Annotated in this window: 11 protein-coding genes; 3 read left to right on the top strand and 8 right to left on the bottom strand. The window is 40.1% G+C overall.

Annotated elements, in window-relative coordinates; translation table 11 throughout:
* Nucleotide 1: 1 nt before the first annotated feature.
* On the bottom strand, nt 2-3781 hold the full coding sequence (locus tag L3V46_RS01675) for an exodeoxyribonuclease V subunit gamma (protein WP_239044785.1): 3780 nt from the start codon (nt 3779-3781) through the stop codon (nt 2-4).
* Nucleotides 3782-3965: 184 nt separating this feature from the next.
* Here L3V46_RS01675 and L3V46_RS01670 point away from each other — a divergent pair, with 184 nt between their 5' ends.
* Entirely contained in the window at nt 3966-4472 is a 507-nt protein-coding gene (locus L3V46_RS01670) for a hypothetical protein (RefSeq protein WP_004725502.1), read from the top strand.
* A gap of 71 nt (nt 4473-4543) precedes the next feature.
* Here L3V46_RS01670 and L3V46_RS01665 read toward each other — a convergent pair whose 3' ends face one another.
* From L3V46_RS01665 to L3V46_RS01635, 7 genes are all read right to left on the bottom strand, one after another.
* Nucleotides 4544-5248: a nitroreductase gene (locus L3V46_RS01665; RefSeq protein ID WP_239044784.1), complete on the bottom strand. Its 705-nt coding sequence runs from the start codon at nt 5246-5248 to the stop codon at nt 4544-4546.
* 21 nt (nt 5249-5269) lie between these two features.
* Nucleotides 5270-6460, bottom strand: a complete 1191-nt coding sequence (locus tag L3V46_RS01660; RefSeq protein ID WP_035370606.1) for a hypothetical protein — start codon at nt 6458-6460, stop codon at nt 5270-5272.
* A 56-nt stretch (nt 6461-6516) separates the two neighbouring features.
* Nucleotides 6517-7833: an MFS transporter gene (locus L3V46_RS01655; RefSeq protein ID WP_004816727.1), complete on the bottom strand. Its 1317-nt coding sequence runs from the start codon at nt 7831-7833 to the stop codon at nt 6517-6519.
* 185 nt (nt 7834-8018) lie between these two features.
* On the bottom strand, nt 8019-8657 hold the full coding sequence (locus L3V46_RS01650) for an isochorismatase family protein (RefSeq protein WP_239044783.1): 639 nt from the start codon (nt 8655-8657) through the stop codon (nt 8019-8021).
* Nucleotides 8658-8667: 10 nt separating this feature from the next.
* Nucleotides 8668-9423: an Asp/Glu racemase gene (locus tag L3V46_RS01645; protein WP_151801332.1), complete on the bottom strand. Its 756-nt coding sequence runs from the start codon at nt 9421-9423 to the stop codon at nt 8668-8670.
* A gap of 12 nt (nt 9424-9435) precedes the next feature.
* On the bottom strand, nt 9436-10242 hold the full coding sequence (locus L3V46_RS01640) for an alpha/beta hydrolase (protein WP_239044782.1): 807 nt from the start codon (nt 10240-10242) through the stop codon (nt 9436-9438).
* Entirely contained in the window at nt 10239-11381 is a 1143-nt protein-coding gene (locus L3V46_RS01635; protein ID WP_239044781.1) for an FAD-dependent monooxygenase, read from the bottom strand. The genes L3V46_RS01640 and L3V46_RS01635 overlap by 4 nt, the downstream gene beginning before the upstream one ends.
* Nucleotides 11382-11610: 229 nt before the next feature.
* Between L3V46_RS01635 and L3V46_RS01630 the strand changes: the two genes are divergently transcribed.
* Both L3V46_RS01630 and L3V46_RS01625 read left to right on the top strand, forming a co-directional pair.
* Nucleotides 11611-12648 carry a 2,5-dihydroxypyridine 5,6-dioxygenase gene (locus L3V46_RS01630; RefSeq protein ID WP_096735266.1) on the top strand — a complete coding sequence of 346 codons (1038 nt, stop codon included), beginning with the start codon at nt 11611-11613 and terminating at the stop codon, nt 12646-12648.
* A gap of 183 nt (nt 12649-12831) precedes the next feature.
* Entirely contained in the window at nt 12832-13266 is a 435-nt protein-coding gene (locus L3V46_RS01625; RefSeq protein ID WP_056517415.1) for a MarR family winged helix-turn-helix transcriptional regulator, read from the top strand.
* The last annotated feature ends 29 nt before the right edge of the window (nt 13267-13295 follow it).

Below are 13295 nucleotides of genomic sequence, written 5' to 3'. Positions count from 1 at the left end.
TTTATTCCTCCGCAACAAATTGATGCTGATAAATCGGCTGATACAACGCATAGCCAAAATGATCACAGGCATGTTTTAACAATGCGGTCGCATCTTGTTCTTGCAAAATAAATTGCCAATCCCGATGCTTTTTACTCCATTCCATTTCAGTCAAATCATAAGGTAGAAACGCATCGCTTTTATTCCATTCATTTAAAAGATCTGCAAAGTTATCGATCAACATACTTTCCACATGATGTTGTGTATCCGCATTTAAACTACGTTCATTTAAACTATGTTCAGCTAAGCCAGCTTCAACCGTCCCGAGTGACCATTGCAACTGCTTATTATTTTCAGCGGGCTTTAATAACAAAGCAGCAGGTAGAACCAAAGGTTCCGATTGGGCATAGGCAAATGCTTTAAACCACGGCAATAAATATGCTTTCGCCTGTTCTGAACATAACCCAGTACTGATGATCGTGACATCACTAAATACCGCAATACGTTGTAGCGTTTTAGACTTTTCAGCATCGACATTTAAATAGCTTAACCAAAGTAAATATTCTAACCAAACTTTGGCACGACGTTTAGCACGACCGCTTGACGCATCCAAACTCACCCAATGCTGCCCTGCTTGCTGAGGTACTGTGATATTCATAACCAAACCAGCGTCAATTCGCCATTGCCGTTGCGTTGTCACCGTCACATCAGCAGCATAACGCTGTAACCGCTCTTTTAAACTGTCTTGCTCCGCCAAACTGATTTGCCATGCGCTGTGCTGGACCTTGCCAATCGGTAATTGATTTTGCAGTAATCCAATCTCTTGAGACCAAGAGTCTTCAGCAGAATGAGCCGATTGTTTCTGCAAGAAATCTCGAATCTGATAACGTGCCAAACCATCCAGAATTAAGGGTTCGTTCATTGCGGGAATATCTTCTGCGCGCAGATTCTCTACGCCTAAAGTTTTTAAATATAACTGTGCTGGGAAAGTGACATCTTGAATCCACTGTCGCGCATCCAAAACAGTGAGCTCATCTTGAACAACAGGATATTGTGTATTTGCCCAAGCCTCACGTTTAGCAAGTATTTCCGCTTGACGGATGTGTTGTGCAACATTGAACCATTGATCTTGAAAACGAAGCGGTGTGGTTGACTCAAAACCATTTGGATCAAAAGGTTGTAAGCTGTGAATATGATATAAAGACTGCAAATGTTCAGGGACTTGAATCCCCTTCAGCTCAATCATCTGATCAACAGGACTGATATCTTTATTGTCCCTAGATAATGCCGTTTCAGATTGGGCAATCAGGGCAATATGGTTGATCAATTCCTGTAACACGCTGGATGGCTCACGAACTTCACCATCACTCACATCAAAGCCATTATAGAATAACCATAGATTTTCCTGCGCCAATAACAAAGCATCGAGGAAAGCCCCTTGATCATCATCAAGACGGGAACGATCCCCCAATTGCGGCTTGAGAATTTGCATTAAATCAAAGGGCAAATGTACATTCCGATCTGGAAATTTACCCCCATCCAAATTTAACAGGACGATCAACTTATAAGGCAAAGGACGAATCTGGCCAATTTGGCTAAAGGTAATCTGACCTGTTGGTAAAGCCTGATCGATTTGGCCTTCTAATAAATTGTGAATTTCATTCAATAGATAAGGTAACGGTAAATAAATATTTTTAAGAATGGGTTGCGCATGTTCATCATAAAAACTGGCTAAAGTCAGCATACGCTCTTGTTTTTTGACAATTTCACGTACGACTTGTAACGACTCAACACCGGCTTGTTCAAACTCAATAATGTCTTGCATCAGCAGTTTTAACCACGCCTCAACATTGCATTTTAACGTGGTATTTTTTCCCAACTCATGCGCAATCATCCAGTCACGGCGCACATCAAAATCTTGATAAATCTGAATCAGTTTAGCCACTAACTCAAAATCACTTTGCAAAATTTGGACATAGCTTAGGGTATTTTCAAAAATCGTATGCTCTGGAATCGCAATACCTAAAGCCAAACGATCAAGAGCAAACTTAAAACTAAAACGGAAATCTTCATCATCCTGACTTAAAGATCGTCGTAAATGTTGTGCATCTAGACCACGTTTAAACCCAGCATTGATCAATAGCTCAATCATTCTTTCTGTATTTGAAATATCCAGAGCGTAACGTAATTGCGTGGCATTTAAACTTAACCAATCTGCAAAATCCTCAACGCTAAAACGACCTTCAACCAATTGAATCCGGCCTAAAACAGCACGCCAAGCATTATTGGCATCCAGTTGCGTTACACCAGCAATCTTCACTGGCAAATAAATACTGTCTTGGTTTGGTGTATGCGGAAATACACTGCGAATAAGCGGTTCAATTTGTTTTAGATCGGGCACTAACACCAAAACATCACTTGGGCGATGTGGTTGTTCAGTAGTGCTTTTCATCAGCCAAGCAACCAACTGGTCTTTTAACACTTCAAGCTGTCGTAAAGACGAATGACACACATGGATTTGAATTGAGTCATCCGTTTTGGCAATTGGATAAGCATGCGGTTCAGGCTCAACCAAATACAGAATATCTGATTGTAATTTGCTTAATAAATGAATCGGCTCTTCATCGACAAAGGCATCCACCCATTGCCCTTCTTCACCTGAAGACAGATTAGACAAGATCGAAAAGTGGTCACGGGCTTGTTTACCAAAACGGGTTAATAATGGATGTCGTGATTCACGAATTTCCGCATTAAAATTCAAAGTAAATTCATCAAAAAACTTTTGAATATCTGCATCGGTCGCTTTGGGATGCTTACTGACAAAACGCGCCTTTACCCGCAAATCATATTGTTTTTTCCAGTTTGGATCGACACTGTCAGCCCAATATTCTTGTGATGGGTTGTAATGTAAAATCACCACATCCAAATATTGTCCCAGTCGTCTTAAAAACTGTAATTGACTTGGTGGTAAATCCAATAAAGTAAAGATAATCAGCTGGCTGGGTAATTTCTTTAAGGCTTGAGAGCGTTGTACATCATCATCCATGATTTGCCAAAAATCATGATCAATACTTTGCATTTCAATAAAATCTTCATGAAATGTATGTTGCCACAACCAACGTTGCCAAGTTTCCAACTCTTGTGCTTGATTTAAAGTAAATGCTGAAATTTGTTGATTGGTTTTAAAGAATTGTTGTTCGAGGTCAAGTGCTTGACCACGTCCCCACTGCCCTAGCCAATTGCTTGGGCAACTACATGCTTGTCCATTGTTCTGTTGGCAACCGCGTTGACAGTCTCCACGATACAGCATGTAGTGACTGAACAATTTTGACACTTGTTCAGAGACCCAATACAACATACTTTGTTTTTTGAGTTGCTTCTCTAAACCTTGTTCCAGTTGCGAGGCTGCATCATAAATACGCTGGATAATGCCATGCAAAGGATGCTCTTGGGCTAAGCTATTTTCATCCTGCTCAATAAAACTTTTCAACGTTTGATAAATTCGCCACTTCATAATCAAACGCGGAATATTGGCTTTACGGACTTTGTCTTTGTCGTCTAAAACTTGCTGATAAGCAAACCACTGAAAACCACGAATACGTTGATGAAATTGACTGTTGGCACTGATGCCTTGTTGTTCAGCAATACGCTGGCTCAACCATTCTTGTACCGCAGGACTTGGGACAATAAAATGTTGTGTTTGCAAGACTGCAAAAGGATTCTTGGATGGCCGAATGGTATTTTGCAAAAGCCCTTGCACCAAAACATCAATGCGTTGGCTTTGAATCACATGAATGGCCATAATTCCTCAACTTTCAATCTTCTATTGTCTACGTTTATGCACAAAACATAAACATTCGCCACTATACAACAACACCATACTATGGCATTTTTAAAACATTATTTGGAAATAACTTCACAATTTCAAGCTTAAACATGCGTTTTCAAAAATATGAAAAAAAGCTTGAAAAAAAGGTAATTGTTTTATGAAAATTGATAAACTTCCAGACGCAATCGATCCAAGCTTAAACCTAGAACAAATTCGTGATGAATGCTTGGAGCAAGTGAAAAAGCGCTCTTATGTCTCTGCTGGTGTCGCAGTGATTCCTGTTCCGTTTTTAGATGTGGTGATTGATGTCGGGATGCTGTCGCTTCTGATTCCTGAAATCAATGCCCGCTTTGGTTTAGCACCAGATCAAATCAGTGTTTATGATCCTGCAACCAAGAAAATTCATTGGAATGAATTACGTAAACGTGGTTTTGAGTTTTCAGGCTTAGTGGTTGCGCGTACAGCGGTAAAGGCATCATTAAATAATATGGCGGCTAAAATCATTACCAAACAAGTGACCAAATTTATCCCACTGGGTGGCTCAATCATTGCAGCAAGTTTAGGCTATATTGTGATGAAAAAAGTTGCTGAAGCGCATGTAGATGAATGTTATAAATTAGCCAAAAATATTCAAAATAAACAAACGCAAAAGTTAGTGAGCTAAGCGCTGCTATACTTTAAGATCTATACTTAGTAAAACAAAGAGATATCATCTGATATCTCTTTGTTTTTTGTTCATTGTAAAAATACAGCAAATTCTTCAAGACTAAGTCGTGAGGGATGAAAAGAATTAATTTTTTCATTCATATCGGCATAGCCTAAAGACATGCCACAGACCAATTGTTCATCATCTGTAGCACCTAAAATTGGCATGATAATCTTGTGATAATCATTCCATGATGCTTGGGGACAGGTGTCTAAGCCCTGCGCTTTTGCAAGCAACATAATATTTTGCATCAACATGGCGATCGCCATTTTTGCGCCCACTTCTAATTGACGATGCGTGGTAAAAAATAAACCAACAGGCGCATCAAAAAACTTAAAATTTCGAAGGTGTTGCTGATGCATTTCCTGCCGTTGCTGTTTGCTAATCCCCAGTACAGCATACATCCCCCAACCATTCTCCTGTCTACGGCTAATATACGGTTCAAACCATTGCTCAGGATAATAAAGATAAGGGGCCGTAAATTCGCGTCTTGAACATTGACCAGAATAAATGGAATCCGCCGCTGCAATCACTTGTTGGCTAATCCTTAATTTGCTATTGCCCTGAACCACATAGACTTTCCACGGTTGTGTATTGGTTCCAGAAGGTGCGTAACTGGCTTTTCGCAGCAGATCCTGAATGATCTCAGGATCTACAGCCTGATTTGTAAATGCACGTACAGAATGTCGATTTAAAATCACTGCTTCGACCAGATTATTGGCTGTCAATTCCATTTATTCCCTCATAGGTCAAGACTAAAAGTTATATCCGACGTTGATATTCCACCTAAATTTCCAGTCATTGCTATAGTCTGAATTCGTCGAGGTATAGCCAGTTGAGTTTTTAGCCCCACCCAACACATTGACATTCTTCCCGACACTTCCGTCCACCCAAATTAAGAAAGGCATTGCATTAAACTGCACTCCAAAGGTGTCCATTTGCGAGCGATCCCAGCCGGCTTTGTCTTTCCATAACACACTATAATCATTATAGAATTTTACAGTTTTTAAATTCGGAAAATACTTGGTTTGCACAGGTTGGGTATAACCGATATTAAACGAACCAATCGTCCCTTCAGCTGCGACAAAATAAGCAGGTGTTATACCATTCGCTTGCATTAAAATTTGATCATTATTTAAACCCTCTGGGTTTTTTGCATCATATTTATAGCGAATCGCTGAAGTTTGCACATTCCATTTTTCGTAATTGTTTAAGCCATGGACTCCAAATGCATAATAATCGCCATTTTTATCCGTCGCTTTATTACGCAATTGTGAATATGCCCCACTCACACCAAACTCCTGTTTACCAAATTCCAAATCCATTTTATGGGCATAACGTAGATTGAGCTGATTTCTTTTTTCATTGAGATATTGCTGTTGGTGAGGCAGCACATTATCCAATTTATCCGCCGAACCTGACTCTGGCGAATAACGAATATTGCCTGGACTCATGATTGGCATATACGCCACGGTAAAATCATGTTTTGGCGAGGTATTTTTCCAACTCAATCCCGGCGCTACACTGTCGGCAAATCCTAAGAAAAATGGGATCGGGAAAGTCCATGCATGCTCTGGGAATGGATAAATTCCAAAAGGCTTATAAATAATTCCGGCCTGAAAATCATTATTGTCATCAGGCTTATACCCGACAAAACCATGTTCAACAGAACGTTTATGATCACTTTGGAAGGCATAACTTACATCCAAATAAAATTGGTCATATTTGCCCTTAATATTTAAACGGGCATTATCAAACAAAAACTTGCCATTATTGGGGCTTTCCCATCGCTCATCGCGATAATTGGTTCGGACAAAACCGCCTAATTTCAATTGTTTTAAACCATCTTCAGTTTCCCATTGGAACGGTGAAGGTTGTGCATTGGCATAGGCTTGAAATGAGATCAAACTCGATACAATTAATCCTAAATATTTAATTTTTAACATGAGAACCTCCTCAGCAATTTGTTCTCCCGAACGCATTGCCATTCAATTTTTTTAATTTATTTGTTTACTAATGTTTTAGGCAAAGACAGCACAATGAAGCAACTCAACAATAAACATGCTGAGAACACGATGAGTGCGCCTTCTGGTTTACCGGTAATCTGAATGGCATAACCCACCAAAGTGTTACTGACTAAGCCGGCAATGTTGGCAATAGAACATGCCAATGCAAACCCTGTCGCCGCCGCAGTTCCTGATAAAAAAGTTGCAGGAAGACTAAAAAACACGGGGATGGTGCCTGTGGTCGCAATCGCAGCAATCGAGAACAAAATCAAGGTCATGACAATATTGCTACTAAACATTGTGGTTAAAAACAGTGCGACTGCACCAAAAATAAATGGTACGACCATATGCCAACGACGCTCTCTATATTTATCTGAGCTCCGCCCAATGACCAACATTGCAATCAAACCAACAATACTTGGAATGGCAACCAGTAATCCGATATTTAATAGGTTGGCAACGCCTGTGGTTTTAATAAATGTCGGCAACCAAAAGCCCATAGAATAGGTACACAGCAACATCGAAAAATTAATTGCACCGAGTTTCAGGATATTGGTATTGAAAAATCCATCTTTAAAACTATGCTTTTGTTTGGCAGAGTCATTGCCTTCTAAATCTTTATTGAGATTTTTTTCAATGATTGATTTTTCAGCATCATTGAGCCATTTGGCTTTGGAAAAGTGATTCGGTAACATTTTAAATGTCAAAATACCCAAGATCACGCTTGGAAGTGCCTCTAAAAAGAACAACCATTGCCAACCTGCCCAGCCATAAACTTGATCAAAGGTCGTCATGATCCAACCTGATAGCGGACTACCAATAATCACCGCCAAAGGTAAACCGATCATAAATAAGGCAATGATCTTAGCGCGATAATATGTTGGGAACCATGTGGTTAAATAATACAAAACCCCGGGTAAAAAGCCTGCTTCCGCAGCACCGAGCAGAAACCGTAGCGCATAAAACTGCATCGGTGTGGTCACAAACATGGTTAAACCAGACAAAATCCCCCATGTAATCATAATCCGCGCAATCCAAATTTTTGCGCCGACCTTTTCCAGAACCAAGTTACTGGGTACTTCAAAAATAATATAGCCAACAAAGAAAAGTCCTGCGCCTAACCCAAACGCAGCCTCACTCAAGTTCACATCATTTAACATGTGTAATTTGGCAATCCCGACATTAATTCGGTCTAAATAGGCTGCGATATAACAGAAACACAGGAATGGAATCAGTTTCCAAATCACTTTTTTATAAACCTGAACCTCTTGTTCAGGGTAAATTTCTTGTGGTTTTACAACACTGGTAGACATATCTAACTCCTTTAGATCACAAACCAAGTGAGTTGTTTTTTTTGTAATACTTAGAACAAAATGAACAAAGCTTTTATGTCACCGATGATCTGCACATTCTCTTTTGTTTTAATGCATCACCAAAAACCATTCTATCCTTGGTTTTTTATTACCCTAACGTCCATAATTTTTAGTTGTATCAATCATCAATTTTTGTTTTGAGTGAAATAATTCAAGACCTCTTGTTTTGATACAACATCTCCATACTTACTATCGATATCAAACAGATTGGCTTCATGGGGTTCATGATGACGATCCCCAACACAGTCACGGATCACAATGGTTCTAAATCCATGTTGCACAGCATCTACGGCTGTTGCGCGAACACACCCACTGGTCGAACAACCCACAATAATCACGGTATCTATCGCCTCAGCGTTTAAAACCGATGACAAACTTGTTGCAAAAAAAGCACTTGCATAATTTTTAGTGATCACCAATTCAGTGTCGAGAGGTTGAACTTGTGGGCAAAATTGAGTGGCTGGATTATCCACCGTCATCGCTGCCATTACGGGTGATTTTTTTACCCACATTCCTCCGTCAATTTGGTTTTTAGCGTGATAAAGAATATTGGTGTGAATTACTAAAATATTCTGTTCACGTGCCAGTGCCAAAACCGCTTCGGTTTCTTGAACTGCAGTAATCACATCAGGCGCATATAAAGGCTCAGATGCCGTAATATAAGACTGGATAAAATCGACCAACAGCAGCACGGGTTTCTTGCCAAAACCAATTCGATTTCCCCACACGCCTTGGTAATTATCATTTAGGGATTGTTGATTCATTTCACACTCCTTATGCATATGCGCCAGAGAGCAATGCACCAGCACCCGGTACAATTGGCTCTAAATCCATTGCTTTAAGCATCTGATAGGTTGTTGCAATTGCTGCTGAAATCACGGGCTTACCCGTAAGTGCCTCAACTTTAGCGACTGCAGGAAGTGACTGCATTTGTACACATGCTGAAAGCACAATCACATCTGCATCTTGGTAATTCAGCTTCTGCACAATGTTGGGCAAATCAGCAGGGTCATGTTGCGCAACAGCAATGTTGTCAGCGATTTCTAAGGCCACATAATCGAGAATTTCAAAACCCTCTTCAGCAATGTAATTCACCACCAATTCGGTTAAGGGTTTCATATAGGGCGTAACAACAACAATTTTTTTCGCCTTCATCAGCTTCAAACAGTCAACCAAAGCCCCCGCACTGGTGACGACAGGTGCTGCTGCAGCATTATCAACCGTGACTTGATGGAGACGTTTTTCTGACTCACGGTGATAACCGATGCCCATGGACATAATCGCAACCAGACAGGCATATCCCAATACATCCACTTTGGCATCTGAAAGTTCTAAAGCACAACGGTCAGACTGTGCATCCATTGCCGCAAGCTCTTCTTTTTTGACATGTTTCATCCGCATACGGCTAGAATGAAAGGTAAATGTTTCAGGACGAATCAGTTGACGTGCTTTCAACATCGCTGGAATTTCAGTTTCCATCGTGGTATTGGAACTGGGTACGATTTGACCAATTTTATAAATTCGTTGCATGAGCATTCCTCCTTAAATAAGCCTCTGTCCTAAAAAATCTGAAAAGCCGGCTAAGAAACCATTTAAGTCATCCCAAGGAATCATATGCCCTGCATTTTCCACACGGCTCACCAAAATCCGTGAATTAAGCAATTGGATTTCTGCAATATCGCCTGCCGAGATCACATCGCCTTTGCCAGCCACCATTAATAAAGTTGGTACTTTGATTTTTGAGATATATTGATGAATATCAACATGATGAAAATCATGAAAAGACTTGATAACGGCTGGTAAATAACAACTATGTAGCCACTCTGCGCGCAATTGTCTTTGCGCTAAAGTCCAAGATGGGCAATATTGCTTCATGTCTTCTGCATTCATACCCTGAATAGATTGCTGAATAGAGTCGACATACCAAGATAATTGGCTCGGGTAAGCACGCCGTCCTGGACCTGAGACAGGAGGATCAATCAGCACAATTTTTTTTAAACCTTTGGGCTCAAACGCAGCACAACGAATCGCAAAACGCGCGCCCATCGAGTGCCCAACCAAATAATAAGATGCCAAGTCCAATTTTTTAACAAAATCTAGAATATCTTGCGCACAGGTATCGGTGTCATATTGCAGATGCTCTCCCGAAGAAGACAGCCCTCGGCCTCGAATATCCAAAACATAGACATCAAAAAATTGTGCTAATTTTTCCGCTACAAATCCCCAGGTAATGGCAGGACTGGTAATCCCGGGGATCAATACCAAAGGATGCCCTTTCCCACCATAACGAAGATAATGTAAACGGACTTGATTGACTGCCACATTTGACCCATACAGGAATTGACTCATACGGCCTCCTCCTCATTTAACGCTTGTGCATATACATCGTATCCATACACCCAAGCTGGATCTTCTTGGCTTTTTAAGAAGGTATTGGCATTGGAAACTTCTTGCACTCGACTGGCACGTTGTTTACGATTTTGTTCATATAATTTGAATGCCTCCTGATAGTGGTCCAAACCTGTTTGCAGCAAACAGCGCGTGAGCATTGCGGCATCTTCAATCGCCATACCTGCGCCTTGTGCCATATGCGGTTTCATGGGATGGCAAGCATCACCAAGCAACACCATACGGCCATTACTCCATATCGGTAACGGATTACGATTGTTTAATGGCCACTTGGTAATATCTTCACTGGCTTCAATCATGGCTAAGATGGTTGGATGAAAATCTTTAAATGTTTCAAATAGTTCTTGTTTTGAACAAGGCACAAAACTTTGCCCTTGGAAATCCCATGCTGGATGAGGCACACCTGTAACAAAGTAGTACTCATCACGTTCTTTGGTGGTGTAATAGGCCATCATATGGCGATCCTCATACCACCATTTGACACAATCGTCTAAATCAAATTGTTGTTTTAATTTCTCTAATTGTTCTCCTTTAATCATGGCACGGTGCGCAACCCAACCACTGTATAAAGGGGCTTCGGGTCCAAGAATGATTTCTCGAATTTTTGAGTTAATCCCATCAGCACCAATCACAATATCAACATCACTTACTGTGCCATCCTCAAAGCTTAGCGTTACTCCATCTAGCTTTTGAGTAACAGCACTTAAGCGCTTGGCAAAATGTAATTTGTCTTGCTGCAATGCTTCGATTTGTCGGGCATGCATATCACCACGATGGATCGTGATATAGGTTGCCCCATATCCAGTCAAACCAACATTGGACATATAGTCTGCAGTATTTCCATCACGGCTGACCCAATGCGTTGGATGACATCCCATGTCTTCCAAATCTTGCTCTAAACCCATTTCTCGAAAGATTTTCATAATGTTTGGGCCAATATGAATACCAGCACCTAAACGAGAAAATTCTGCTGCTTGTTCATAGACATCAACATCAAAACCCGCTCTCTGTAGTAGCAGCCCCATTGAAGCGCCACCAAGACCTGCACCAATCACTGCAATTTTTTTTGCTTTATTCATTGTTTACTCCATCAAACAAATTTTTCTTTTAATAGATATACCCCACGATAATATTAAAGTCTATACACTTTAAATTTACAAACAAATCCCAACCTATAAAATCAATTAAATATTTATTTATTATTAATAATTATTTAAATTACAATGATGTAATAAATGTACAATTTACTTTATCAAAGTGTATACTCTTTAAAAATACAAAAAACAGCGATGAAAAAGGAGCACCATCATGCCTGTAAATAGCACTGAACTGACCCAAATGTTTGAGCATGTTTTAACCTTATCCAAAATCGATGAAACACAAAGTGTGGCGATTTTAAAAAGTCATTATTCACATCAACAAACCGTTCAAGCCGCACTTGATGCAGCATGTCGGTTAAAAGCCAAAGTATTTATTTTAGAATTACCTTCATTTAATCATCCCCAAGCCATGGGGAACGATATGACCGCTTATTGTGGTGATACTGCGTTAACGGGTAATTTTGCTGCACAACAAGCACTTGAATCTGTCGACCTCATCATTGACACCATGATGTTGCTGCACTCACCAGAACAAGAACAGATTTTAAAAACCGGAACACGAATTTTACTGGCCGTGGAACCCCCAGAAATTCTCGCTCGTATGCTGCCCACACAAGAAGACAAACATCGGGTTCAAACTGCTGAAAAATACTTAAAGAAAGCGAAAAGTATGCATGTGACCTCAAAGGCAGGCACAGATTTTTATGCTCCGCTTGGGCAATACCCTGCTGTAACTGAATATGGCTTTGCTGACGAAGTTGGGCGTTGGGATCACTGGCCGAGTGGTTTCTTATTCACTTGGCCCAATGAAAATATGGCAGAAGGCATCTTGGTTTTAGATATTGGTGATATTTTATTACCCTTTAAAACCTATGCCCGTGAAAGAGTCACTTTAGAAATCGAAAAGGGGGTAATTACTCAAATTCATGGTGGATTTGAAGCAGAATATCTCCGTGATTATATGAAATATTTTAATGATCCAGAGGTGTATGGAATTTCACACATTGGTTGGGGCTTACAACCTCGAGCACAATGGACAGCGATGGGTTTGCATGATAAAAATGATGGCATGTGTATGGATGCACGTGCTTTTAATGGTAACTTTTTATTTTCAACGGGACCCAACACAGAAGTAGGTGGTAGCCGTAAGACACCATGTCATATGGATATTCCACTTCGAAATTGCACAGTGAAACTCGATGATTTAGTGGTTGTTGATCAAGGCGTTCCTATAGCGCTCAGCTAACGCGAAGAAACCAACTATTAAAATCAAATGTTTAATACATCCAACCAAAGCATAACGACCAAGTAGCATTATGGTCGTTATTTTTATGCAATCCTTTTATACTGGCCCTGTTAAAGTTTTTAAAAAACTTCAATATTTTAAATCTTCGGGCCTAATTTTCCTCACATGATAAAGAAGTCAAACATGAATGATGAATATGTAATTGAAGAACAAGTGGGATATTTACTTAGACGGACTTACTTTCATCATTTAACGATTTTTCAACAAAGTTTGGATGAAACTCGCCTCACTTCGGTTCAGTTCGCTGTACTTTATGCCATCAATAAATTAAAAGAATGTTCACAAAAAGAACTTGTTGAGGAAACTGGTATCGACCAAGCAACCATTCGTGGCATTATCCAGCGATTAAAAGACAAGCTTTTTATTTCACAAGATCCTGATCAACATGACAAACGCAAGGTGTTGATTCATATTACAGCATCGGGTATTCAAGAGCTTTCACAAGCGATTCCGATTGCTGCAAGCATTAGTGATTTAACCCTCGCTGCATTAAATCCCGCCGAAAAAATTGCTTTAAAATTTTTACTTAAAAAAATTCTGGGGCATCCATTAGATTAGGAGATTTTAAGCAATAGGCTTTCTCCATT

This window comes from Acinetobacter sp. AG3, from assembly GCF_022343575.1.
GTDB classification, from domain to species: Bacteria; Pseudomonadota; Gammaproteobacteria; order Pseudomonadales; family Moraxellaceae; genus Acinetobacter; species Acinetobacter guillouiae.
The sequence above is the reverse complement of the archived record's forward strand: the minus strand, read 5'-3'. Positions and strand labels throughout refer to the sequence as shown.

Bases quoted from the DNA above. Each gene is read 5' to 3' on its own strand.
- L3V46_RS01675 (WP_239044785.1), bottom strand. From the start codon at position 3,781: ATGGCCATTCATGTGATTCAAAGCCAACGCATTGATGTTTTGGTGCAA.
- L3V46_RS01670 (WP_004725502.1), top strand. From the start codon at position 3,966: ATGAAAATTGATAAACTTCCAGACGCAATCGATCCAAGCTTAAACCTA.
- L3V46_RS01665 (WP_239044784.1), bottom strand. From the start codon at position 5,248: ATGGAATTGACAGCCAATAATCTGGTCGAAGCAGTGATTTTAAATCGA.
- L3V46_RS01660 (WP_035370606.1), bottom strand. From the start codon at position 6,460: ATGTTAAAAATTAAATATTTAGGATTAATTGTATCGAGTTTGATCTCA.
- L3V46_RS01655 (WP_004816727.1), bottom strand. From the start codon at position 7,833: ATGTCTACCAGTGTTGTAAAACCACAAGAAATTTACCCTGAACAAGAG.
- L3V46_RS01650 (WP_239044783.1), bottom strand. From the start codon at position 8,657: ATGAATCAACAATCCCTAAATGATAATTACCAAGGCGTGTGGGGAAAT.
- L3V46_RS01645 (WP_151801332.1), bottom strand. From the start codon at position 9,423: ATGCAACGAATTTATAAAATTGGTCAAATCGTACCCAGTTCCAATACC.
- L3V46_RS01640 (WP_239044782.1), bottom strand. From the start codon at position 10,242: ATGAGTCAATTCCTGTATGGGTCAAATGTGGCAGTCAATCAAGTCCGT.
- L3V46_RS01635 (WP_239044781.1), bottom strand. From the start codon at position 11,381: ATGAATAAAGCAAAAAAAATTGCAGTGATTGGTGCAGGTCTTGGTGGC.
- L3V46_RS01630 (WP_096735266.1), top strand. From the start codon at position 11,611: ATGCCTGTAAATAGCACTGAACTGACCCAAATGTTTGAGCATGTTTTA.
- L3V46_RS01625 (WP_056517415.1), top strand. From the start codon at position 12,832: ATGAATGATGAATATGTAATTGAAGAACAAGTGGGATATTTACTTAGA.